Genomic DNA, 23,172 nt, shown 5'->3' on the forward strand with positions numbered 1-23,172 from the left:
CAGCGGTCGGCCACCGGCGCTCCCTCAGCGTCCTCGACCAGCATCCGGGTGATGCCCTCGGCGCTGAAGACGTCCCGGGAGGCGAGGGCGACGCCGCCGTGGATCCCGGAGTCGCTGCCGAGCTGGGCCGTGGCGGCGGGGACCGGCTATGACGCGGTGAGCCTGCTCGGTCCGGCACCCGGCGAGAGGCTGCTGGTCCTGGGCATCGGGGGCGGTGTCGGGGTCGCGGCGGCACAGATCGTGCGCGAGGCCGGGGTGGTGGTCGTCGGCACCGCGGCCGCGGTCAAGCGGGAGTTCGTCACCTCGCTGGGCGCCACCGCGGTCGCTTACGACAGCGGCCACTTCGCCGAGGAACTGAAGGCGGCCCTGCCCGAGGGCCCCGACACGATCCTGGACCTGGTGGGCGGCGCGGCGCTGGAGGGTGTCGCGGCGCTGATCCAGCCGCGCTGCCGGGTACTGACGGTGGCCGACGCGCGTACGGCGGCCCGGTTCGGCGCCCGGACGCTGATCCGTAACAGCTCGCCACAGACACTCACCGAGCTGGCGCGCCGCGTGGCGGCGGGACGACTGGACCCGCGGGTGACCAGGGTCTTCCCCTTCGAGGAGGCCGAAGCGGCCCTGCGCGAAGTCGAGTCCGGACACCCGTGGGGCAAGGTGGTGCTGGAGATGCGCCACGCCTGACGCGCCCTCAGGCATCGGCCCGGACGAGGCCGCACAGAACCATCAGGACGGTGGCGAACAGCGCGGTGACGGCGAACACGGTGAAGCCCCAGCCCTCCGCGTTGCCGTCGGCGAGACGGCCGCCGAGCCAGGGGCCGAAGACGGCGCCGAAGCGGCCCATCCCGGACGTCCAGCCGATGGCGGTGGCCCGGTTCTCGGTGGTGGAGCGCCCGGCCACCGTCGCGTACACCATGGTCTGGGCGCTGAAGAGCCACAGACCGGTCAGGAAGACGACGGCGTAGGTCAGCGCCAGTGGCATGTGAACGCCCAGCAGATAGATGCCGAGGGCGGTGCACCCGAACCAGATGGCCGCGACGCGGGCGGCACCGAAGCGGTCGGCGGTGCGCCCGGCCAGCAGCATGCCCACGATGCCACCGAGGTTGATGACGACGAGGAAGGACAGCGCGGAGCCGAGTTCATAGCCCTGGCCGCGCATCATCGTGGGCAGCCAGGTGCTGACGCCGTAGACCAGGAGGAGCCCGCCGAAGGAAGCACACCAGAAGAGCAGGGTCTGCGGCCAGCGGTCGTCGCGGAAGAGCGCGGTCAGCGCGCCCCAGCGGCCGGGCGCGGCTGTGGGGGCGTGGGTGGTGGCGGGCAGCTCGACCTCGTAGTGGCGGGCGAGCCGCCGCGCCTCGTCGGTGCGGCCGCGGACGATGAGGAAACCGGGGGATTCGGGCAGGAACTTCGCCACCAGTGGCACGGCGACGACGAGCGGCGCCACCCCGATCCAGAAGGCGGAGCGCCAGCCGAACGGCTCCACCACCCACAGACCCAGGCAGGCGGCGAGGATGCCGCCTGCCTGGTGGGCGGTCATGAGCAGGCCGATCATGAGGTTGGAGCGGCCGCGCGGGGCGTACTCGGCGACGAGCGTGATGGTGGTGGGCAACAGCCCGCCGAGGCCGAGTCCGGCGATGAACCGGGCCAGCCCGAACACGTCCAGGGTGGGGGCCGCCGCGCACAGGGCCGAGGCGAGCGAGAACACCACGGTGCACCCGATGATCACCTTTTTACGCCCGGCCCGGTCGGTGAGCGTGCCCGCGGACAGCGCGCCAAGCAGCATGCCGAACGTGGCGTAACTGCCGAGGTCACCGGCCCGGCCCCGGTCCCGTGGCGGGCGGACTCCCCGGACTCCCCGCATTTCTCACACTTCTCGTGCTTCTCGTACTTCTCGTACTCCGCGTAAGCCTGGTAGCGGACTCCCAGGCGTACGAGGGTTTCGCGCAACCCGTAGCGGTCCAGGCCGAGCCCGCCCTCGGCGAACGCGGCCCGGGCCGCCGCCTCCTTCGCGGTGCGCGCCTCGGCCGCCCGGACGGCCTCGCCGGTCCGCTCGCGGGGAACGCACAGCACTCCGTCGTCGTCGGCGAGGATGACATCGCCGGGGCGTACGCACTGTCCGCCCAGGACGACCGGCACATTGACGGACCCGGCCGTGGCCTTGACGGTGCCCTGCGCGCACACGGCCGCCGACCACACGGGGAACCCCATGGCGCGCAGTTCGGCGGTGTCGCGCACCCCGGCGTCGATGACCAGACCGCGCGCGCCCCGGTAGCGCAGGGCGGTGGCGAACAGTTCGCCGAACATGCCGTCCGTGGACGGTGAGGTGGTGGTGACGACGAGGATGTCGCCCTCGGCGCACTGCTCGACCGCCGCATGGATCATGAGGTTGTCGCCGGGCCAGCACAGTACGGTCACCGCCGTGCCCGCGATGCGCGTGTCCTGCTGGATCGGCCGCAGTCCGGGGCCGAGGCTTCCGGTGCGGCCCATCGCCTCGTGCACCGTGGCCACTCCGTAGCCGTGCAGCGCCCTGACGTCCTCGGCGCGGGCGCGCGGCGGGTTGGTGACGATGACGCCGCTCATGCCAGCTCCCCCGTGACCTGCGGGTAGGGGCGCATATAGGCCTCGGCGTACACCGTCCGCGGCAGGCCGAGGTTGGGACCGGCGTTGCGCGCCAGCTGGACCCCGCGCCGCCCCGCGAGGCCGGTGTAGTAGCCCCACAGGTGTGCTTGCGCCGGAAGGCACTCCATCGCCTTGCGCTTGGTGGCGAACACCTCGGTGATGTCCAGCAGGACCTGCGGGGTGAAGTCGCACATCTCGGGCTGGTGCGGTTCGAAGAAGAACACCGGCGGCGCGCCCAGTACGTCACCGGGGGCGGGGTAGCCGATCGCCTGGGCCAGCACTCTCGCGTCCAGCGCCATGCGGGCCGCCGCCGGATGGTCTCCGTTGTACGGGTCCGCCAGGGGGTGGGTGAGCACCACATCGGGCCGGGTGTCGCGGTAGTGGTGGACCAGCTGGTCCGTCAGCTCCGGGGTGGCGAGCAGGGGGTAGTCGCCCGCGTCCAGGAAACGGATGTCGGCGCCCAGGGCCGCGGCCGCCTGCTCGGCCTCGCCGCGCCGTATCCGTTTGATCTCCTCCAGCGACTTGCCCTCCCGCCACGCCGTGGCGGATTCGCCGCGCTCCCCGTAGGACAGGCACACGATGGTGACCTTCTCGCCCCGGGAGGCCGCCAGAGCGATGGCACCGCCCGCCCGCCACACGAAGTCACCGGCGTGCGCGCTGATCACCAGCGTGGAGCGGGGGGCGGTGGGCGCCTTGCCGTGCGTCATAGCCGAACTCTCCTTGATGGACGGGTCGTTGACCCACCACCCCTGCCGCGCCATGCGCGACGCGTCATTCGCGCAATGCGTCGATCACACCCGCGAGGTGGGTGCGGACGGCCGCTTCGGCCGCCTGCGGGTCCCGGCCCCTGATCGCTTCGATCATGGCCAGATGCTCACTCAGGGACTGCTGGGGACGCCCCGGCCGCAGGGCGAGCTGGAAGCGGTGGCGCACCAGCTGTGCGTTGAGCCGCTCCAGCAGCTCCACGGCCACCTGCTGTCCGGAGATCTCCCTGACGCGGGCGTGCAGCTCGTGGTTGAGCCGGGAGTACGTCATGGGTTCGCCGTCGGCGACCGCCTTGGACATCGCCGTGCCCAGGTCGGCCAGCTCGGTGAGCTGCTCCTCGTCGGCCCGGACAGCCGCCTTGGCCGCGCACAGTCCTTCGAGGACCATGCGGCACTCGGTGATGGCCACCGCCTCCTCGACGGTCACCACCCGCACCCGCGATCCGCGGTTGCGGATCCGTTCCACCAGCCCTTCGGACGCCAGGTCGATCAGGGCCGCGCGGATGCTGGCCCGGGTCACCCCGAACTGCTCGGCGAGTTCGTTCTCCACCAGCCGCTGGGCGGGCGCCATGTCGCCGCGCAGGATCGCCTCCCTCAGCTGCGTCAGCGCGTGCTGCTTGGCCTGTTCTCCGGTGCCTGGACGGGCTTCCTTCGGCATCGTGCTCTCCCTGAGTGAGTGCGTGTCGAAGGTAAATCTAGGCCAACAAGATTGTCAACGATTTTGTTGGCTACATTGCCGACAGGGAGCTCGAACTGTGCTGATCATGCGTCGACAGCATGAGAGAGCAGGCCACTTCGGTGGCGGGGTGAGGCGTGGCCCCTCAGACCTGATGGATGGCGAGCTTGAACTCGGCGAGCACCAGCCTCGCCGGAGAGCCGCTGTTGTGAGAGACCATCAGCGCCAGTGGCGTCCCCGGATGCACGAAGATCTCGTGGTGTTTGGTGAAGCACTGCATGCCGCGGCTCGGGGGCCGGTGGTCGGTGGCGGTCGAGTCCGCGCCCGTCGACAGTCCGAGCGGATCCCGTACGAACCGGTCCCGTAATTCGCTGTACCCCCCGGCCTCCCACTGGACCATCGCCGTCAGCGAGCCCCACCCATCGGCCGAGGGCCAGATCAGCCCCGCGCGGTCATCGGTACGCCAGTTGCGGATCGTGTACCCGTCGGGCTGGGCCACTTGATGCATGCCCAGCGCGTCGTAGGACTCGGCGGTGCCGAAGGGGAACCGCACCACGTGGTATCCGCCGGGCTGGATCACCTGCGGTTCGGCGACGATCAACGAACAGATCTGCACGGCCACGATGTCTCCAGCGGGTCGGCCGGGGCGAACCCCGGGGAGGGCGCGGGGCGGCTCCTGGCGCCTCGTACGGGGTGGCTCCTGGAGTCTGGGGCCAGTCTGCGACGGCGCGTGCCGACTGTCCATGAACCTCACCAGACACGGAAACCCGCGCTGCACCAGCTCTTTACAACGATGTAAGCGGGTGATGGCATACCCCTGCCCGCCGAACCGCACTTCCGCGCCCCGGAGTTGACCATGCCCAGCGCCGACACGCCTCCGCCCGATATCCCGAACGATGTTCCACGACCCGAATACCCGCGTCCCGGTTTCGTCCGCCAGGACTGGCGGAACCTCAACGGCACCTGGCAGTTCGCGTTCGATCCCGGCGACAGCGGTCTGGAACGCGGCCTTGCGCACGCGGAGTTGAGCGGACGGATCCTCGTCCCGTTCTGCCCGGAGTCCGAGCTGTCGGGGATCGGGGACACCGACTTCCACCCCGCCGTCTGGTACCGGCGCACCGTCCGGATCCCGGGATCCTGGGCCGGGCGGCGGGTGCTGCTGCACTTCGGGGCGGTCGACCACGACGCGACGGTGTGGGCCGACGGGCGCGAAGTGGCCCGGCACAGCGGCGGGTTCACCTCCTTCACCGCCGACCTCGGCGATGTGGCGGGCGCGGCCGGGGGCGGCGAGGCCGAGGTGGCGATCGTCGTACGGGCGCGGGACGCCCGGCACGGGCCGCAGGCGCGCGGCAAGCAGGCCACCGACTACGCCAACAGCGACTGCCACTACACCCGCACCACCGGCATCTGGCAGACGGTGTGGATGGAGCCGGTGCCCGAGGTCCATCTGCGCAGGCCCCGGATCACCCCCGACCTCGGCTCCGGCGCGTTCCACCTCGAACTGCCGCTCAGCGCCAACCGCCCCGGCCACCGGATCACGGCCCGGGTGAGCGACGCGGACGGCGCCACGGTGGCCGAGGCGACGGTACGCGCCGACCTGGACCTGGCGCCACGGCTGGTGCTCGCGCTGCCCGAGGACGGCGTCAGGCCGTGGTCTCCGGAGGTCCCGCACCTGTACCGGGTACGGATCGAGCTGCGGGACGCCGACGGCCGGGCCGTCGACCGCGCGGAGTGCACCGCCGGACTGCGGTCGGTGGCCATCGACGGCAAGCGGCTGCTGATCAACGGCCGTCCGGTCTTCCAGCGGCTCGTCCTCGACCAGGGCTGGTACCCGGACGGGCTGATGACCGCGCCGGACGACGCCGCCCTGGTCCGCGACATCGAGCTGGCGCTCGCCGCGGGGTTCAACGGCGCCCGGCTGCACCAGAAGGTGTTCGAGGAGCGGTTCCTGTACCACGCGGACCGGCTGGGCTATCTGGTGTGGGGCGAGTTCGGCGACTGGGGGGCGAGTCAGGGGCGTACCACCGGGGACAACCAGCGGCCGACCGCCGGTTTCGTCGCCCAGTGGCTGGAGGCCGTGGAGCGGGACTACTCCCATCCGTCGATCGTCGGCTGGTGTCCGCTCAACGAGACGCACCAGGAGCTTCACGACCGGCAGACCGTCCTGGACGATGTCACCCGGGCCATGTTCCTGGCCACCAAGGCCGCCGACACCTCCCGCCCGGTGCTCGACGCCTCCGGCTACTCCCACCGCGTGACCGAGACCGATGTCTACGACTCGCACAGCTACGAGCAGGACCCGGAGGCGTTCCGCCACCAGATGGCGGGGCTGGACAAGGACGATCCATACACCAACCCCGACCGCGCGGGCAATCCCGGGAAGCGGGACACCGACGCGGTGTGGTCGCTGCCCTACCGCGGCCAGCCGTACTTCTGCAGCGAGTTCGGCGGCATCTGGTGGAATCCGGAGGAGGCCGCGGCCGCTGGGGACGACCGGGACGTGTCCTGGGGCTACGGGCGGCGGCCGAGGAGTGAGGAGGAGTTCCACGAGCGCTTCGCCGGGCTGACGGCGGCGCTGCTGGACGACCCCCAGATGTTCGGCTACTGCTACACCCAGCTCACCGATGTGTTCCAGGAACAGAACGGCGTCTACCGCTTCGACCGCGGTCCCAAGCTGGACGTGGCGCGGGTGCACGCGGCCCAAGTGCGCCCCGCCGCCTTCGAAGCCCCCGCCGCGTTCGAGGCGTCCGCAGCTTTCGGGACGCCCGCCGCCTTCGAGAGCCCGTCCGGCGAGGAGGGACAGTGACCGGCCCCTCACGACGCGGTCTGCTGCGCGGGGCGCTGTACGGCGCGGGCGCCGCCGCCACCGCGTCCGCGCTCAGTGGCTGCGGTTCGATCGCCGGGAGCGTGGCGAGCGCGGACGAGATCGATTACTGGAACCTGTTCACCGGCCCGGACGGCGCGCTGATGAAACAGCTGACGCGCGACGTCGAGAAGCGCGTAGCGGGTCTCAAGGTCAGGACGACGGTGCTGGAGTGGGGCCCGCCGTATTACACCAAGCTCGCGATGGCCTCGGCCGGTGGCCGCTCACCGGATGTGGCCATCATGCACCTCACCCGGCTGGCGGGCTACGCCCCCGGCGGTCTGCTCGACCCGTGGGACATGGACCTGCTGGCCGAGTTCGGCCTGAAGCGGGACGAGCTCAACCAGACGCTCGTCAAGCGGAGCCTGTACGAAGGGACTCCGCACGCCATCCCGCTGGACACCCACCCCTTCGTGGTCTTCTTCGACCGGGATGTCCTGGACAAGGCGGGCCTGCTGACCGGAGAAGGGCGGCTCGTGCCCTTCGAGTCGCCACGCCATGCCCTGGAGCTGATGGACAAGCTCCGCAGGGACGGTGGCAAGCTCGGGCCCGTCTTCGGCCACACAGGCGATCCGGCGATGAGCTGGCGGATGTTCTGGACGCTGTTCAGCCAGACCGGCGCCACCTTCGACCTCAGCGGCGAACGGGCCGAGGTCGACGAGGACACCGCCGTCGAAGTGGTGCGCTTCATGGCCGAGCTGGCACGCGACAGCCGCACCATGGACGTGCAGACGGCCATCGCCGCCTTCGCGAACGGCCGGTCACCGATGATCTTCTCGGGCGAGTGGGACATGGCCACCTACCAGTCGACCCTGAAGGACAGGCTGGGCGGCGCCCCCATCCCCACCTTCTACGACCGCCCGGCGGGCGCCGCCGACAGCCACGCGCTGGTGCTGCCGCACCAGGACAACCCCGATCCGGAGCGGCGTCGGCGCACCCACCAGTTCGTCGCCGGACTGGTCAAGTCCGGGCTGCGCTGGGCGGCGGCCGGTCATATCCCGGCGTACACACCGGCGGTCTCGTCCGCCGCGTACGCCAAGCTGCGTCCGCAGTCCGAGTACGCGGCCGCCGCGCAGCAGCTCGCGCTCGACCCTCCGGTGTGGTTCGCGGGCTCCGGCTCGGACTTCCAGACGCGGATGTCCCAGGCGCTCGACCCCGCGATCGGCGGCTCGTCCCCGGCGAAGGCGGTCCGCACGATGGTCTCCCAGATCAACACCCTGCTGGCCCAGCCGAATCCGGCCTGATGGCGAGGGAAACGCAACGGAAAGGAGCATCGTCATGACGCCACGCCCTCAGGGCGCCACCGGCTGGCTCTTCGCCACCCCCTTCCTGGTGTTCTTCGGGCTCTTCCTCGCCGTGCCGCTCGGCATCGGCCTGTGGATGAGCTTCACCGACGCGAGCCTCACCGGGGCCGGTGGCAGCAGCTTCACCGGCCTGGACAACTACACCGAGGCGCTCGGCGACAGCCAGGTGTGGCAGACCCTCGGCAACACGGTCTGGTTCACGGTCCTGTCCACCGTCCCGCTCGTGCTCGTCGCCCTCGTGATGGCCCTGCTGGTGTACACGGGGATGCCGGGGCAGTGGCTGTGGCGGCTGTCCTTCTTCGCCTCGCATCTGCTGCCGGTGGCGGTGGTCTACCAGATCTGGAACATGTTGTTCCAGCCGGACCGGGGGATGCTCAATGGCCTGCTGGACCTGGTCGGCATCGAGGGGATCGGCTGGCTGACGGACGAGACGTACGCGATGTGGTCCCTCGCACTGGTCACCCTGTGGTGGACGGTGGGCTTCAACTTCCTGCTCTACCTGGCCGCGCTGCAGGCCATCCCCGACCACCTCTACGAGGCGGCCGCGCTCGACGGCGCCGGGGCGTGGCGCCGGCTGTGGTCGGTCACCCTGCCGCAGCTGCGCCGGATCACCGTGATGATCGCGGTGTTGCAGGTGATGGCGTCGCTGAAGGTGTTCGACCAGATCTACCTGCTGACCAAGGGCGGTCCCGACGGGGCCACCCGGCCGATCCTGGAGTACATCTACGACACCGGCTTCACCAACTACCGGCTGGGCTACGCCTCGGCGATCTCGTACGTGTTCTTCGCAGTCATCATCATCCTCTCGCTCGCCCAGATGAAGATCTTCTCGCGCAGGGAGGACTGATCACGCCATGGCCCCCGAGACACTCTCACCCCGTACGCCGGGCAAACCGCGCTCGACCATGCCCCGGGAGGTGGCCCGGCGGCGCCGCCACGGCGGCGGCCAGGCCTGGCACCCCACGCTCGGGACCGGACCCCTCCCCCGCGTCCTGACGCTGCTGGCGCTGGCGCTGATGGCGGTGGTCTGGCTGGTGCCGTTCGGCTGGGGCGTGAACACGTCGTTCAAGTCGGAGGTCGACGCGAGCGCGTCCGGCGTCGACTGGCTCCCCGACGCGGGCTTCACCCTCGACGCCTACCGGACCATCTTCGGGCAGGGCAACCTCCCGGTGTGGGCGGTGAACAGCGTCGTGGTCGCCGTGTGCGTCACGGCGCTCACCGTGGCGGTGTCGGCGATGGCGGCGTACGCCTTCTCGCGCACCCTCTTCCGCGGCCGCCGGGTGCTGTTCGCCGTCATCGTCGCCTCGATCATGGTGCCACCACAGATCCTGATCGTGCCGCTGTTCCGGCAGATGCTCGCGATGAACCTCGTCGACACCTACGCGGCGGTGATCCTGCCGCAGGTGGTGGCGCCCGCGATGGTGTTCATCCTGAAGAAGTTCTTCGACGGCATTCCGCGTGAGCTGGAGGAGGCCGCCCGGATCGACGGGGCCGGCAGCTTCCGGGTGTTCTGGAACGTGGTGCTGCCGCTGTCCCGGCCGATCCTGGCGGCGGTGGCCATCTTCGTCTTCATCAACACCTGGAACAACTTCCTCTGGCCGTTCATCAGCACCAGCGATCCGCAGCTGATGACGCTGCCGGTGGGGCTGTCGACCGTAAAGGACTCCACCGGGCTCCGGAACGCGCAGGAGTCGGCCGCCTCGGTCCTCGGCTCCCTCCCGCTGCTGATCGTCTTCATGCTCTTCCAGCGCCGCATCGTGAAGTCGGTGGCCACCACCGGTCTGGGAGGTCAGTGACCGTAGTCGTACCTCGCGCCGCCCTCGGTGGACTCCCGGGCACACAGCGTGTGTCCGACGACCACCTCCTGGGGCGGCCTGCCCGGCGCGTCGATCCGCTCCAGCAGCAGGCTGACGGCGTGCCGGGCGATGGCGCCCTTGTCCGGGGCGACGGTGCTCAGGCTGGGCGTGCTGTAGCGGGTGGCCTCGATGTCGTCGAACCCCATCACGGCCACGTCCTGCGGCACCCGCAGCCCCCGCTCGTACAGGGTGCGCAGCGCGCCGAGGGCCAGCGCGTCGTTGAAGCAGAACACGGCGTCCGGTGGTTCGGCCTCGGCCAGCAGCGCGTCCATCGCCCGCGCGCCCTCCCGCAGGTGGTAGCGGGGGGTTTCGTGCTCCAGCCGGGGGTCCAGCGGCAGCCCGGCCGCCTCCAGCGCCTGGCGGTAGCCGGTCCTGCGCAGCAGCGGCGTGCCGACGTACGGCTCGGGCTGCGGGCCGACGGCGGCGATCCGGCGGCGGCCGCCACGGATCAGATGGGTCACCGCCTCCCGGGCGGCGGCCACGTTGTCGATCACCACATGGTCGGTGAGCCCGCCGCTGGGCCGCTCCCCGATGAGCACGAGCGGCACGGCGCCGAGGTGGCCCGCGAGCGCGCTGCCGTGCAGGGCGAGCGGGCTGACCACCAGACCGTCCACGACGCGCTCGCCCAGACCGTGGATGACGGACGCCTCGCGGTCGCGGTCGCCGAGGGTCTGCTCGATGAGCAGGGTGCGGCCGTGCGCCTCGGCCGTGGTGAGGAAGTGGCGTCCCAGTTCGGCGAAGTACGGGACGTCCAGCTCGGGCAGGACCAGCGCGATCATGCCGGTGCTGCCACGGCGCAGATTGCGGGCGGCCCGGTTGGGCCGGTATCCGAGCTGCCGGATGGCCCGCTGGACCCGCTCCCGGGTCGCGGGCGACACATGCACGAAGCCGTTGATGACGTTCGACACGGTCTTCGGGGAGACCCCGGCGAGCGCCGCCACATCCTTGACGGTGGCACTCCGGACCGCGCCCGCACGTCCCTCGCCCGGCGACGCCTCACACTTCCCGGTCTGCTGGTTCGCGGCGGTCACCGGGCGATCCTAGGCGTTGCAGGTGGCGGACGGTACCGACGGCCCCGGTGGGCGGACACCTCAGCCGGGGCGCCGGGGTCACTTGAGGGCCCCCAGGGTGACGCCGGTCCGCCAGTAGCGGCGCATCGCGGTCATCATGACGGCCAGCGGCACGATCGACAGCAGCGCGCCGGTCAGGACGAGACTGGTCAGATCGATGCCCGACTCCAGCCGTTTGCCGCTCCAGTTGTACAGGCCCAGGTTGAGGGTCCAGTTCTCCTCGCCGCGCAGCACGGTCAGCGGCAGGAAGAAGGCGTTCCAGGTGTTGACGAAGGCGAGCAGGAACACGGTGGCGCCGCCGGTGGTCATCATCCGCAGCACGATGCTGAAGAAGATCCGCAGTTCCCCGGCGCCGTCCAGGCGGGCCGCCTCCAGGAGTTCGAAGGGGACCGTGGACTCGGTGTAGACCTTGGCCAGGTAGACGCTGAACGGGTTGATCAGACACGGGATGAGCATGGCCCAGGGGGTGTCGACCAGCCCGATGGTCGAGAACAGCAGGTACAGCGGGAGGGTGAGCAAGGCGATCGGGATCAGGAAGGAGCCCACGACGCACGCGAACACCACACCGCGCCCGGGGAAGTCGAAGCGGGCGAGGCCGTATCCGGTGGCGAGGGCGATCAGGGTGCCGCCCAGCGATCCCACTCCGGCGTACAGGAACGAATTGGCGGTCCAGCGCAGGAAGATGCCGTCGTCGTAGGTGACCAGCTGACGCAGGTTGTCCCACAGGTGCAGGCCCGAGAACCACAGACCGCTGGTCTGGTACAGCCCGGTCCGGTCCTTGGTCGCGGCGACGATCAGCCACCACACCGGGAAGAGGCTGTACGCACCGGCCAGGATCAGGCCGAGCAGCAGGAAGCGCTGGCCGCCCCGCCCGCGCGCGGCACGGTCGGGGCGGGCGAGGCGGCGTACGGTACGCGCCCGGGGCCGCTCGGTGGCGGATTCCGTCATCAGCATCAGTCGGTCTCCTTCGAGGTCAGCCGGTAGAAGAGGAAGGAGGCCACACCGAGGACGAGGGCGAGCAGCACCGACAGCGCCGCGGCGTAGTGATAGTCGCCCGCGTTGAACGCCTGGTTGTAGACGATCATGATCGGGGTGAAGCTGTCGCTGACCGTCTGCGGCGTGACGTTCCGGAACAGCGCGGGCTCGTTGAAGATCTGCAGCATCTGGATGATGGAGAGCATGCCGGTCAGCACCAGCGCTCCGCGCACATGCGGGACCTTGACGCTCAGCGCGACGCGCGTCTCGGAGGCACCGTCCAGCCGCGCCGCCTCGAACAGCTCGCGTGGCACCGCCTGGAGCGCCGCGTAGATGATCACCATGTTGTAGCCGGTGCCGTGCCAGGTCAGCAGGTTTCCGATGGACGGCCAGACCATCGAGGGCGCGAAGAAGTTCCAGGAGAGCCCGAAGAACCTGCCGAGTGAGGTCAGCGGGCCGACATCGGGGCTGTAGAGGTTGATCCATACGAGGGCGGCCACCACCCCGGGGATCATGTACGGGACCAGCAGGAGCATCCGGAACCGCCCGGCCGCGCGCGAGGTGAGCGCGTCCAGGCACAGCGCGAGCAGCAGGCTGATGGCGAGCATCACCGGGATCTGGACGCAGGCGAACAGGACCACTCGCAGGACGGACGCCATGAACGCCGGGTCGGTCAGGCCGTGCCGGTAGTTGTCCAGCCCGGCGAACGTCACCGTGGCGCCCCCGAGTCCGAGTCCGGACCGCTGCTCCCGGAACAGGGACTGGTGGACCGCGTAACCGATCGGGATGAGGTAGAGGAAGACGAAGCCGAGCTGGAAGGGCAGCGTGAAGGCGGCCCCCTTCCAGCGCTGGGAGCGGATCATGCGGGCCCTCAGTTCTTGACGCTGATGCCGCGGGACTTCAGGTCTGCCACCGTCCACTTCTGCATGTGGGCCAGCAGGTCGGTGACCTTCTGCCGCTTGGTCAGGACCTTGGCCCAGCCGGTCTGCAGCTCGGTGAACATCGCGGTCCAGTTGGGGCCGAAGATCCAGTCTTTGGTGACGGTGTTCAGGCTGGCGGTGACCACCTTCTTGCCCGGCTCGTAGTTGTCCCCGAGCAGCTTGGCGGAGAGCGTCTTGTCGGCGTACGACGCGCTGTCGGCCAGCGCGGGCATGACGCCGTTGCCGGTCTCCGGGCTCGCCATGGTGGACACGGCGCCGGTGTCGGTGGACATCCACAGCGCCGCCTCCGCGGCCTGCTCCGGGTGCTCACACTGCTTGGTCACCAGGGTGAGCCCGCCGCTCTGGTTGGTCCCGGCCGGGGTCTTGGCGGGCTCGCCGGTGAACGCGGGCCACGGGGACAGCGCCCACTGGCCGCCCGACTTGGTGAAGTTCTGGATCATGCCGGCCATCTGCCAGGTGGAGATCTGCCGGGTGGCGGTGCGGCCGTTGTCGTAGTTGCGCTGCACTGCCGCGTAGTCGGCGAAGGAGAGCGAGGAGTTCAGATCGTTGTCGATGATCTGCTGGATCACCTTCGCCGCCTTGAGGGTGCCGGAGTCCTGGAAGTTCACCCGCCAGGCGTTGCCGTCGATGGCGTACCAGTGCGCCCCGGCCTGCATCGCGAGGACTTCGAGCGTGCTGGGGTCCTCGCCCGCGTAGTTGGTGACGCGGATGCCGTGCTTCTTCAGCACCTTCCCGGCGGCGATGAAGGCGTCCCAGGTGGCGGGCGGCTTCAGACCGTACTTCCGGAAGATATCGGTGCGGAGGATGGTGAAGGCGGGCGCGGAGCCGGTGGGAACGCCGTAGACCCTGCCCTGCACCCCGGCCCCCGTCCACGCACCGGCGTTGAACTTCTTCCTCGCCGGCCCGACGTAGCGGGTGATGTCGGCGAGCACACCCTGGGAGACCAGGGTGGTCACGTATTCGGCCGTGTTCTGCACCAGACAGGGGGCCTTGCCCGCCTTGACGGCGTTGGTCAGCTGCTTCTGCATCGTCAACTGGTCGGTGACCTTGGTGTACTTGAGCTTGATGTCCCGGTGGCTCGCGTTGAACGCCTTGACGACGGCCTCGTGGCCGTTCGCCCAGCCCCAGAACGGGAGGGTGACCGGGCCGGAGTTCCCGGAGGACCCGGGGCCCCCGGAGCCGGATCCGCCGCAGGCGGAGAGCAGACCCGTCAGCGCGAGACCCGCGACGGCGGCGCGGGCGAACCTTCTCCGGGGCAGGGTGAAGTCCATCTGACCGTGATCCTTCGGATGTTGGCGTTCCTGGAACGCGAGGACGGCGGCTCGGTGGTGGCCGGGAACGGCGGACGGAGGCCGGATAAGCGAAAGCGGTAGTAACCGGTTGCTGTGGACGGTAGGCCGGTTGGTCCGCACTCGACAAGGGGCGGGACGCGATGAGTTACGGAAACCGGTTACGACGGTGATGCGCCGCGGTGGTCAGGATCGCGGCAATCAGGATGTGGGGGTCAGGAACGGCGGACCGGCGGCCGCACGGAGTTCCGTACGACGACATGGGTGCCCAGCACCAAGTGGTCACCGTCGCCCCCCGCACGGCGGCCCGCGCCGCCCTCGCGCCGGTCGGCCACCGCGCGCAGCGCGGCCCGCCCCATCTCTTCGTACGGCACATGAACGGTCGTCAGCTGCGGGGTGAGCTGAGAGGCCAGCGGAATGTCGTCGTAGCCGACGATCGAGACGTCCTCGGGCACCCTCAGCCCGGCGGCGCGCAGTGCCTGCATGGCCCCCGCCGCGACCACATCGGTCCCCGCCAGCACCGCCGTGAAGTCCAGCTCGCGGCGCAGGCTCTCCTCGACCGCCTCGTACCCGTGGCCGTAGTCGTACGGGCCGTGGAGCACCGTGTCCGGGTCGAACGGGACGCCGTACGCCTCGAAGGCCCGCCGGGCGCCCCTCAACCGGCCCTGGGCCGTGGTGAGTTCGGCGGGCCCCGGGAGCACGAGGACGCGGCGGTGTCCTGCGGAGAGCAGATGGCTGGCCATGGCGTAGGCGCCGCCCTCGTTGTCGTAGTCGACCGTGGTGGCCGCCACGTCCCCCTCCAGCGGCGGCCTGCCGACCAGGACGAGGCGCGATCCGGCCGCGTCGAGCGAGCGGGCGAACCGGGCCATCCTCAGCTGGTACTCGTCGACGTCGTAGGCGCCGCCGAGCAGGACCACCGCGGCGACGCCCTGCTGGCGCATGAGGTTCACCAGCGCGAGTTCCCGCTCCGGATCGTCCCCTGTGGTGCCGACCAGCGAGAGCCAGCCGCGCAGCGTGGCCGCGCCCTCGACTCCCTTGGCCACGTGGGCGAAGGCGGCACCGGTGATGTTGTTGATGAGGATGGCCACGGTGGGCGTGCCGCCCCCGGCCAGTGAGCGGGCGTGCGCGTTGGTGACGTAGTCCAGGTCCCGGACGACCTTCATCACCCGGCGGCGCAGCTCGTCCGACACCGGATAGTTGCCGGACAGGACGCGCGAGACGCTGGCGACGGAGACGCCCGAGCGCTCCGCCACGTCGCGAATGGTGGCCCGTCCGGTGCCACCCGACGCCTTGCGCTCGCTCACTGTAGTGGCTCCTTCACCGTAGCGACGTCCCGTCGGACGGGCCGGGACCCGCCCCGCGCCGGTGCGGAAACCGTATCCCATCGTTACTCAGCGGTGGCGGGCCGCCGGGGCGGCCGTCAGGCGACGCGGGCCATATCCGCGTGCCGTACCTCGTGGGCCAACGGCACTCCCCTCACGACGCGTTCCAGCTCCTCGGTGACGACGCGGCCGAGGCGGGCCAGCTCATTGCCGAGCGAACCGGCGATGTGCGGGGTGAGGAAGACGTTGGGGAGCGTGTACAGCGGGGACCCGGCGGGCAGCGGTTCGGGGTCGGTGACATCCAGCACCGCGCTCAGGCGGCCCGCGACCAGCTCGTCGGTGAGGGCCCGGGTGTCGACCAGCGCGCCCCGGGAGGTGTTGATCAGCACGCCGCCGTCCCTGATGAGGGCGAGCCGCGCGCGGTCCAGCATCCGGTGGGTCTCGGGGATGTCGGGGGCGTGCAGGCTCACGATGTCGCTGCGCCGCAGCAGATCGTCCAGCGGCAGCAGTTCGGCGCCGAGGGCCGCGGCTTCGGCGGTGTCCACGTAGGGGTCGTACAGCGAGACGGCGAAGTCGAACGGCCGCAGCAGTTCCAGCAGTCGGCGGCCCACTCGTGAGGCGCCGATGACACCGACCCGGCGGCCGAGGTTGCCGGTGGCCGCGGTCTCGGCGGGGGACGGATGGGTGTGGGTGTCCCGGAAGCGTTCACGGTGGGCGAAGGTGTCCTTGCCCGCGAGCAGGATCACCGCGAGGGTGTACTCCGCGACCGGCAGCGCGTTGCCGGTCACCGCGCTGGACACGGTGACTCCGCCGCCCCACAGGGCGTCGCCGATCAGTGAGCGCACGGAGCCCGCGGCGTGCAGGACGGTGCGCAACCGGGGTGCCGCGACCAAGGCGTTCGCGTCGAGGCGGGGGCAGCCCCAGCCGGTGATCAGCACCTCGGCCCGGGCCAGCGCGGGGGCGGCGGCGGGGTCGGCGAGGTCCCGTACGACCAGGGCGGTGTCGATCTCGGCCAGCTGCCGGAGCCGTTCCATGAGGGGCGGCGGGAAGAGCAGGGGGAGGTGCACCGGGTCCATCGCGAACACGGCTCTCGGTGGCTGGGCACTGAGCATGACTCTCCTGATAGGCCGGCGGAAAACGGTTTCAGAAAGCGTCCCCTAACGTAGATCTGACGCGGGGGCGGGTCAATCGCCATGCCGCACCGCTGCGGCACATCCGGTCCTTTCGAAAGTGTGCTCAGCCCCTTGACGCCGTTTCCGGAACGGCAGAAGCTCTGGCCACTTGGTCGCAGTAACCGGTTTCCATCCCCCACTGCGCAGGGAGTCCGCCATGAACCCACCCTTGTCCCGTCGCGCCACCCTTCAGGCCGCGGGCGCCACCGCGCTCGCGGCGGGCCTGACCGGCACCTCTGCCACGGCCGCCCGGGCCGGTGAGGCCGGGGAAGCCGGTGGCGCGGCACGGCTCGTCATCTACCCGGTACCGGCGGGAGCCCCGGTGAAGACCGACAGCTACACCGTCAAGGTCCGCAAGCGGGGCGGCCGTTGGCACCGGATCGACACCTATCTGGCCACGCTGAACCTGGTCGACACCACCACCGGCAGCGGTCGGCAGCAGAACTCGACGCTCGCGTACTTCGACTTCTCGGGCAGCGTGGAGGTCGAGGTGACCTGCCTCAAGGGCGGCGTCGAGACGGTGCGGATACGGCCCGACTCGTACGGCATCACCCCCGAGGTGCGCGGCAACACGGCCCGGTTCACACTCACCGGGCCGCGCAACATCGTCGTCCAGGCCGACGACCGGATCTTCGACTGTCTGCATCTGCTCGCCCGCCCCCTGGAGACGGACCGCCCCGCCCCGGACGATCCGGACGTCATCCACTTCGGCCCGGGGGTGCACACCACCCCGGGAGGCACCCTGACCGTGCCGTCCGGCAAGACCGTGCACCTGGACGGCGGTGCCGTCCTGAAGTCCCGGGTGATCTTCAAGGACGCCGAGAACGCGGGGCTCACCGGGCGTGGTGTCATCCACGCGGCGCCCGGGGGCGGCGTCACCATCGAGGGTTCCCGGAACATCTCCATCGGCGCCGTGACGATGCTCAACCCGGGCGGATACGCCGTCACCATCGGCGAGTCCGAGCACATCACCCTCAGCGGCATGGCCGCCTTCAGCTCCAAGGGCAACGGCGACGGCATCGACGTCTTCTCCAGCTCCGATGTGACGATCGACGGGGTCTTCATGCGCAACGCCGACGACTGCGTGGCGATCTACGCCCACCGCTGGGACTACTACGGCGACACCCGCGACATCACCGTCAAGAACTCCACCCTGTGGGCGGACGTCGCCCATCCCATCAACGTGGGCACCCACGGCAACACCGACGCCCCCGAGGTCCTGGAGAACCTGACCTTCAGCAATCTCGACATCCTCGACCACCGCGAACCCCAGACGGGCTACCAGGGCTGTATCGCGCTCAACCCGGGCGACAGCAACCTCATCAGGAACGTGCGCGTCGACGGCGTCCGCGTCGAGGACTTCCGGCAGGGCCAGCTCATCCATATGCGGGTCATGTACAACGCGAAGTACAACACCTCGGTCGGACGCGGCATCGAGGACGTGTACGTCAAGGACCTCAGCTACTCCGGCACCCACGGCAGCCCGTGCCTGCTGCTCGGTTACGACGCCGAGCACGCCATCAGAGACGTGACCTTCGAGAACCTCGTGGTGGGCGGCACGGTCATCGCCGACAGCATGAAGAAGCCGACCTGGTACCTGGCCGCGGACTTCGTCCCCATGCACGTCAACGAGCATGTGACGAACCTCAGGTTCCTCACCACGGCCGAGGCCGCCGCGTCATGACGGCCCCGGCACCGGGCCGCCGGGGCTTCCTCGGCGGCGCCGCGGCCCTGCTGCTGGCGCCGGGCGCGAGCGCCCTGGCCGGGCCCGCGGCCGCGCAGCCGGGCCGTAACACCGGACACCGGACCTTCACCCACCCCGGGCTGCTGCACAGCGCCGCCGACCTGGCCCGGATGAAGGCCGCGGTCGCCGCCGGGGATTCCCCGGTCCGCGAGGCCTTTTCGGCGCTCGCGGCGCACCCCCGCTCGTCATCCGCCTACACCGTGCGGAACACCGGCCAGATCACCTCCTGGGGCCGCGGTCCGGCCCGGTTCATGAAAGAGGCCGTCGCCGACTCCGCCGCCGCCTACCAGAACGCCCTGATGTGGTGTGTCACCGGCGACCGCGCCCACGCCGACAAGGCCCGCGCCATCCTGGACGCCTGGTCGGCGTCGCTCACCGCCATCACCGGAGCGGACGGACCGCTCGGCGCCGGGCTGCAGGCCTTCCTGTTCGTCAACGCGGCCGAGCTGCTGCGGCACAGCGGCTACGACGAGTGGGACCCGGCCGCCATCGCGCGCTGCGAGGAGTCCTTTCTGCGCGTCTGGTATCCGGCGGTGTCCGGCTACATGCTCTACGCCAACGGCAACTGGGACCTCACGGCGATCCAGACCGTCCTGGCCATCGGGGTGTTCTGCGAGGAGCCCACCCTCTTCGAGGACGCGCTGCGGTTCGCCACGGCCGGTGCGGGCAACGGCAGCGTCCGGCACCGCATCGTCACCGACGCGGGCCAGGGCCAGGAGAGCGGCCGTGACCAGGGCCATGAGCAGCTCGCGGTCGGCCTTCTCGGCGACGCCGCCCAGGTGGCCTGGAACCAGGGTGTCGACCTGTGGGGCTTCGACGGCAACCGGATCCTGACCAACGTCGAGTACGCCGCCCGCTACAACCTCGGCGGCGACGTCCCCTTCTCCCCCGACCTGGACCGCACCGGCAAGTACCTCAAGACGTCGGTGTCGGACAAGGCGCGCGGCACCCTGCCACCCGTCTATGAGATGGCGTACGCGCACTACGCGGGCGTACGCGGCCTCGCCACCCCGCACACCGAGCGCGCCGTCTTCCGCGGCACCGGCGGCGCCCGCGCCATTGAGGGCGGCAACGACGACCTGCCGGGCTGGGGCACGCTCACCTACGCCGGGGCGAAGGCCTCCCCCGCCGCGCCGACGGCGCCCGCCGGGCTCACCGCGACCGGCGCCCGCCGCACCGTCACCCTGACCTGGCTGCCGTCCGCATGGGCGACCGGCTACACGGTCCGGCGCGCCACCGGCCCCGACGGGCCGTACGAGCGGATCGCCTCCGGGGTCGGGACACCCGCGTACACGGACCGCGCCCCGCGCACCGGGCGGACCTACTACTACACGGTCGAAGCGGCCAACTCCCTTGGTGTGAGCGACAGTTCCGGCTGGGTGGCGGCGACGGCCGGGCTTCCCGGTCCATGGGCGACACACGACGTGGGCGCACCGCGCCGCCCGGGCTCCGCCACCTTCGACGGTGGGCGCTTCGTCCTGGAGGCGGGCGGCACCCCGGACACCTGCCGCCTGGCGCATCTGCCACTGCACGGCGACGGCACGGTCACCGCGCGGATCGTGTGGCCGCTCAGCTCGCAGTACTCCACGATCGGCGTCACGGTCCGCGGATCCCTCGACGCGGCCGCCCCGCACGCCTCGATGCTGATCCAGGGGCTGCCGCTGCACACCTGGAGCGGTGTGTGGACCGTACGCCCCTCGGCCGGGGCTCCCGTCTCGGCCACCGGCAGCACCCCCGTACCGCCGTCCCAGCGGCAGGCGATCACCACCGCCGCGGCGTTCCCGATCTCCGACCTCGGCGCCCTGCCCACGTCGGCCACACCACTGGAGGCCCCCTGCGTCGAAGGCGCGGGCGACGGCTACCGGCTGCGGGCCCCGTACTGGGTGCGGGTGACCCGCCGGGGCGGCCGCTGCACCGGCGCCATCTCCCCGGACGGCGTCCGGTGGACCGAGGTGGGCTCCGCCGAGGTCCGGCTCGGGCACACCACGTACGCGGGCCTCACCCTGACCTCGTGCCTGGGCGCCGAGGCGGCGTACGCCGAGACGGGTACCGGCGCCTTCGACAACGTCACCGTGGCCTCCCCGGCCGGACCGCTGTGGACCGTGCCCCGCCCCGAGGGCACCGCCACCGGGCTACGGGCGCGGACCGGGGCCGACGCCATCGAGCTGGCCTGGACCGATCCGGATCCCGCCGCCCGGTACACGGTGCTGCGGGCCGGGCGCGCCCACGGCCCGTACGAGACCGTCGCCAACGGTGTCGGCCCGGTCGGCTTCGGCACCCGCCTCCGGTACCCGGATGCCACCGGGACACCCGGGCGGACGTACCACTACGCCGTCGCGAAGACAAACCGCGGTGGGCACGGGCCGCGCTCGTCGTCCGTGAGCGCGCGCATGCCGACCCCCGCGGTGCCCCGGCTCACCTCAGCCGATGCCGTGTTCGCGAACGTCGGTGTCCCGTTCCGCCATCTCGTCCGCGCCACGCACGAGCCGGTGCGGTTCACCGCGACCGGCCTGCCCGGGGGCTTGCGCGTCGACGAACGTACCGGGCTGATCTCCGGCCGGCCCTCGGCGACCGGCACCTTCACGCTCACCACCGGCGCGGCCAACGCGTCCGGCACCGCCACCGGCACCCTGACCCTTGACGTCGGCACACCGCCGCCCGCGCCCTGGTCGTACGGCGACCTCGGCGACACGGTCCTCGACGAGCGCGCCTTCGGGACGTACGGCGTGGTGGCCGTCCATACCCCCGGGAGCACCGCGTACGACGCGGGGACGTTCACCGTGCGCGGCGCCGGGGCCGACCTCTCCGTCAACGGGCAGGGGATGACGGGACAGTTCGCGCACCGGCCCATCAGCGGCGACTGCGAGATCACCGCCCGGCTCGTCTCGCGGGCCGGTGCCACGGACACCGACCGGGTGGGGCTGCTGATGTCCAAGTCCCTGTCGCCGTTCGACCAGGCGGCCGGGGCGATCGTCACGGGCGGGACCACCGCGCGGCTGATGCTGCGCCCGGTGGTCGCGGGCCCGTCAGCCTTCACAGGCGCGTCCGCCGCCACCGGAACCGACCGCCTCGCCCTGCCCTGTCTGCTGCGGCTGAGGCGCACCGGGACCGTCTTCGCCGCGGCCGCGTCCACCGACGACGGCGCCACCTGGGTTCCCCTCGCCGAGGGCACCGTCCCCGGCTTCGGTGACGCCCCGTACCACGTGGGCCTCGTGGTCTGCTCCCGCGACCCGCTGACCCGCACCACCACGCGGTTCGACCGCGTGCACATCACCCCCGCACAGAGCGGAGAGACCCCACGATGAACCGCGAACACACCCCCACGCCCCCGCCCGCGCACCGGCCGACCCGCCGCACCCTGCTGCGGTCCGCGGGCGGCCTCACCGCGGCCCTCGCCGTCGGCGCCGGAGCGGCCGCCGCCACCGGCGGCAGCGCGGATGCCGCGCCCGCCGCCTTCACCCACCCGGGCATGCTGCACGCCTACGGAGAACTCAACCGCGCCAAGGTGCGGGTCGCCGCCGGTACCGAACCGTGGCTGTCCGGGTGGAACCGCCTGACCGCCAACCGCCACTCCGCGAGCACCTGGAGCCCCAACCCGCAGAAGACCATCATCCGCGGCGGGACCGGCGAGAACTACGGCATCCTCTACAACGACATCCACGCCGCCTACCAGAACGCCCTGCGCTGGAAGATCTCGGGCAGCACCGCGAACGCAGACACCGCCGTCAAAATCCTCAACGGCTGGTCGGCCACCCTCACCACGCTCACCGGCAACGCGGACCGCTTCCTGGCCGCCGGGCTTTACGGCTACCAGTTCGCCAACGCCGCCGAACTCATGCGCGGCTACAGCGGATTCGACCTCGCCCGCTTCCAGACGATGATGCGAAACGTCTTCTACCCGCTCAACAACCAGTTCCTCAACCAGCACAACGACGCCTGCGTCACCAACTACTGGGCCAACTGGGACCTGTGCACCATGAACTCGATCCTCGCCATCGGGATCCTGTGCGACGACGCCGCGAAGTACGACCAGGCGGTCACCTACTTCAAGAGCGGCGCGGGCAACGGCTCCCTCCGCCACGCCGTCCCGTTCCTGTACGACAACGTCGACGGCTACGCCCTCGGCCAGTGGCAGGAATCCGGCCGGGACCAGGGCCACACCATGATGGGCATGGGCCAGATGGGCGCCTTCTGCGAAATGGCCTGGTCCCAGGGCGAGGACCTGTACGGCCACGACGGCAACCGCTTCATGAAGGCCGCCCAGTACGTCGCCAAGTACAACCTCGGCCACGATGTGCCCTTCACCACCTACACCTGGGGCACCGGCCAGAACTGCGCCCAGCGGTCGCACACCGTGATCTCCGCCGCGAGCCGCGGCCAGGTCCGGCCGGTCTGGGACCTCCTGTACTACCACTACGGCCGTCGGCGGGGCCTGGACGTGCCGTACATCGAGGCCATCGCCGAGAGCGTCCGGCCCGAGGGCGGCGGCGGTGACTACGGCTCGACCAGCGGCGGCTTCGACCAGACCGGCTTCGGCACCCTGCTGTACGCCAAGTAGCCACGCGCGCCGGAACCGGCCC

The 23,172-nt window shown here is 71.0% G+C and carries 18 protein-coding genes and 1 pseudogene; 8 read left to right on the plus strand and 11 right to left on the minus strand.

Annotated features, from left to right (window positions below; all coding sequences use genetic code 11):
- Positions 1-51: 51 nt before the first annotated feature.
- A complete protein-coding gene (locus tag ACZ6CL_RS36660) occupies positions 52-681 on the plus strand; it encodes a zinc-binding dehydrogenase (RefSeq protein ID WP_468944270.1) in 630 nt (209 codons plus the stop codon).
- A 7-nt stretch (positions 682-688) separates the two neighbouring features.
- Here the strand turns inward: ACZ6CL_RS36660 and ACZ6CL_RS36665 are convergent, their stop codons facing one another.
- From ACZ6CL_RS36665 to ACZ6CL_RS36685, 5 genes and pseudogenes are all read right to left on the minus strand, one after another.
- Entirely contained in the window at positions 689-1,780 is a 1,092-nt protein-coding gene (locus tag ACZ6CL_RS36665; RefSeq protein WP_468944273.1) for an MFS transporter, read from the minus strand.
- Positions 1,781-1,890: 110 nt separating this feature from the next.
- Positions 1,891-2,577, minus strand: a pseudogene (locus ACZ6CL_RS36670) (4-carboxy-4-hydroxy-2-oxoadipate aldolase/oxaloacetate decarboxylase); the annotation flags it as partial.
- Positions 2,574-3,323 carry a PIG-L deacetylase family protein gene (locus tag ACZ6CL_RS36675; protein WP_468944276.1) on the minus strand — a complete coding sequence of 250 codons (750 nt, stop codon included), beginning with the start codon at positions 3,321-3,323 and terminating at the stop codon, positions 2,574-2,576. The gene ACZ6CL_RS36675 and the pseudogene ACZ6CL_RS36670, both read right to left, overlap by 4 nt.
- Positions 3,324-3,387: 64 nt before the next feature.
- Positions 3,388-4,038, minus strand: a complete 651-nt coding sequence (locus ACZ6CL_RS36680) for a GntR family transcriptional regulator (RefSeq protein ID WP_468944279.1) — start codon at positions 4,036-4,038, stop codon at positions 3,388-3,390.
- A 163-nt stretch (positions 4,039-4,201) separates the two neighbouring features.
- Entirely contained in the window at positions 4,202-4,678 is a 477-nt protein-coding gene (locus tag ACZ6CL_RS36685; protein WP_468944282.1) for a hypothetical protein, read from the minus strand.
- Positions 4,679-4,912: 234 nt separating this feature from the next.
- Here ACZ6CL_RS36685 and ACZ6CL_RS36690 point away from each other — a divergent pair, with 234 nt between their 5' ends.
- The 4 genes from ACZ6CL_RS36690 to ACZ6CL_RS36705 are packed head-to-tail and all read left to right on the plus strand — an operon-like array spanning position 4,913 to position 10,019.
- Positions 4,913-6,862 carry a glycoside hydrolase family 2 protein gene (locus ACZ6CL_RS36690; protein WP_468944284.1) on the plus strand — a complete coding sequence of 650 codons (1,950 nt, stop codon included), beginning with the start codon at positions 4,913-4,915 and terminating at the stop codon, positions 6,860-6,862.
- Positions 6,859-8,163, plus strand: a complete 1,305-nt coding sequence (locus ACZ6CL_RS36695) for an extracellular solute-binding protein (RefSeq protein ID WP_468944287.1) — start codon at positions 6,859-6,861, stop codon at positions 8,161-8,163. The genes ACZ6CL_RS36690 and ACZ6CL_RS36695 overlap by 4 nt, the downstream gene beginning before the upstream one ends.
- 34 nt (positions 8,164-8,197) lie before the next feature.
- Positions 8,198-9,070 carry a carbohydrate ABC transporter permease gene (locus ACZ6CL_RS36700; protein ID WP_468944290.1) on the plus strand — a complete coding sequence of 291 codons (873 nt, stop codon included), beginning with the start codon at positions 8,198-8,200 and terminating at the stop codon, positions 9,068-9,070.
- Positions 9,071-9,077: 7 nt separating this feature from the next.
- Positions 9,078-10,019, plus strand: a complete 942-nt coding sequence (locus ACZ6CL_RS36705; RefSeq protein ID WP_468944293.1) for a carbohydrate ABC transporter permease — start codon at positions 9,078-9,080, stop codon at positions 10,017-10,019.
- On the opposite strand, the gene ACZ6CL_RS36710 is transcribed toward ACZ6CL_RS36705, so the two are convergent.
- The 6 genes from ACZ6CL_RS36710 to ACZ6CL_RS36735 form a co-directional block, all read right to left on the minus strand.
- The gene (locus ACZ6CL_RS36710) at positions 10,013-11,110 is read right to left on the minus strand and encodes a LacI family DNA-binding transcriptional regulator (protein ID WP_468944295.1); all 1,098 of its coding nucleotides are present in this window, start codon (positions 11,108-11,110) and stop codon (positions 10,013-10,015) included. The genes ACZ6CL_RS36705 and ACZ6CL_RS36710 overlap by 7 nt on opposite strands.
- Before the next feature lie 78 nt (positions 11,111-11,188).
- Positions 11,189-12,103, minus strand: coding sequence for a carbohydrate ABC transporter permease (locus tag ACZ6CL_RS36715; protein WP_468944298.1), 915 nt, complete (start codon positions 12,101-12,103; stop codon positions 11,189-11,191).
- Positions 12,103-12,987 (minus strand): carbohydrate ABC transporter permease, encoded by an 885-nt coding sequence (locus tag ACZ6CL_RS36720; protein WP_468944301.1) that lies wholly within the window; start codon positions 12,985-12,987, stop codon positions 12,103-12,105. Before ACZ6CL_RS36720 ends, ACZ6CL_RS36715 begins: the two co-directional genes overlap by 1 nt.
- 8 nt (positions 12,988-12,995) lie before the next feature.
- Positions 12,996-14,336 carry an extracellular solute-binding protein gene (locus ACZ6CL_RS36725; RefSeq protein ID WP_468944303.1) on the minus strand — a complete coding sequence of 447 codons (1,341 nt, stop codon included), beginning with the start codon at positions 14,334-14,336 and terminating at the stop codon, positions 12,996-12,998.
- A gap of 233 nt (positions 14,337-14,569) precedes the next feature.
- Positions 14,570-15,658 (minus strand): LacI family DNA-binding transcriptional regulator, encoded by a 1,089-nt coding sequence (locus ACZ6CL_RS36730; protein WP_468944305.1) that lies wholly within the window; start codon positions 15,656-15,658, stop codon positions 14,570-14,572.
- Between the two features lie 116 nt (positions 15,659-15,774).
- A complete protein-coding gene (locus ACZ6CL_RS36735) occupies positions 15,775-16,788 on the minus strand; it encodes a hydroxyacid dehydrogenase (protein ID WP_468944307.1) in 1,014 nt (337 codons plus the stop codon).
- Positions 16,789-17,005: 217 nt separating this feature from the next.
- Here ACZ6CL_RS36735 and ACZ6CL_RS36740 point away from each other — a divergent pair, with 217 nt between their 5' ends.
- Genes ACZ6CL_RS36740 through ACZ6CL_RS36750 form a run of 3 tightly spaced genes read left to right on the plus strand, consistent with a single transcriptional unit; the run spans position 17,006 to position 23,150 of the window.
- Positions 17,006-18,532, plus strand: coding sequence for a glycosyl hydrolase family 28 protein (locus tag ACZ6CL_RS36740; RefSeq protein ID WP_468944310.1), 1,527 nt, complete (start codon positions 17,006-17,008; stop codon positions 18,530-18,532).
- Positions 18,529-21,897 carry an alginate lyase family protein gene (locus ACZ6CL_RS36745; protein WP_468944312.1) on the plus strand — a complete coding sequence of 1,123 codons (3,369 nt, stop codon included), beginning with the start codon at positions 18,529-18,531 and terminating at the stop codon, positions 21,895-21,897. Before ACZ6CL_RS36740 ends, ACZ6CL_RS36745 begins: the two co-directional genes overlap by 4 nt.
- Positions 21,894-23,150, plus strand: a complete 1,257-nt coding sequence (locus ACZ6CL_RS36750) for an alginate lyase family protein (protein ID WP_468944315.1) — start codon at positions 21,894-21,896, stop codon at positions 23,148-23,150. Before ACZ6CL_RS36745 ends, ACZ6CL_RS36750 begins: the two co-directional genes overlap by 4 nt.
- The last annotated feature ends 22 nt before the right edge of the window (positions 23,151-23,172 follow it).

The sequence above is a fragment of the Streptomyces sp. NPDC041200 genome (assembly GCF_055591805.1).

Excerpts from the sequence above, each read along its gene's own strand:
- ACZ6CL_RS36690 (WP_468944284.1), top strand. The coding sequence starts at position 4,913 with ATGCCCAGCGCCGACACGCCTCCGCCCGATATCCCGAACGATGTTCCA.
- ACZ6CL_RS36675 (WP_468944276.1), bottom strand. The coding sequence starts at position 3,323 with ATGACGCACGGCAAGGCGCCCACCGCCCCCCGCTCCACGCTGGTGATC.
- ACZ6CL_RS36740 (WP_468944310.1), top strand. The coding sequence starts at position 17,006 with ATGAACCCACCCTTGTCCCGTCGCGCCACCCTTCAGGCCGCGGGCGCC.
- ACZ6CL_RS36750 (WP_468944315.1), top strand. The coding sequence starts at position 21,894 with ATGAACCGCGAACACACCCCCACGCCCCCGCCCGCGCACCGGCCGACC.
- ACZ6CL_RS36665 (WP_468944273.1), bottom strand. The coding sequence starts at position 1,780 with ATGCTGCTTGGCGCGCTGTCCGCGGGCACGCTCACCGACCGGGCCGGG.
- ACZ6CL_RS36705 (WP_468944293.1), top strand. The coding sequence starts at position 9,078 with ATGGCCCCCGAGACACTCTCACCCCGTACGCCGGGCAAACCGCGCTCG.
- ACZ6CL_RS36725 (WP_468944303.1), bottom strand. The coding sequence starts at position 14,336 with ATGGACTTCACCCTGCCCCGGAGAAGGTTCGCCCGCGCCGCCGTCGCG.
- ACZ6CL_RS36720 (WP_468944301.1), bottom strand. The coding sequence starts at position 12,987 with ATGATCCGCTCCCAGCGCTGGAAGGGGGCCGCCTTCACGCTGCCCTTC.
- ACZ6CL_RS36745 (WP_468944312.1), top strand. The coding sequence starts at position 18,529 with ATGACGGCCCCGGCACCGGGCCGCCGGGGCTTCCTCGGCGGCGCCGCG.
- ACZ6CL_RS36715 (WP_468944298.1), bottom strand. The coding sequence starts at position 12,103 with ATGCTGATGACGGAATCCGCCACCGAGCGGCCCCGGGCGCGTACCGTA.
- ACZ6CL_RS36735 (WP_468944307.1), bottom strand. The coding sequence starts at position 16,788 with ATGCTCAGTGCCCAGCCACCGAGAGCCGTGTTCGCGATGGACCCGGTG.
- ACZ6CL_RS36660 (WP_468944270.1), top strand. The coding sequence starts at position 52 with ATGCCCTCGGCGCTGAAGACGTCCCGGGAGGCGAGGGCGACGCCGCCG.
- ACZ6CL_RS36700 (WP_468944290.1), top strand. The coding sequence starts at position 8,198 with ATGACGCCACGCCCTCAGGGCGCCACCGGCTGGCTCTTCGCCACCCCC.
- ACZ6CL_RS36680 (WP_468944279.1), bottom strand. The coding sequence starts at position 4,038 with ATGCCGAAGGAAGCCCGTCCAGGCACCGGAGAACAGGCCAAGCAGCAC.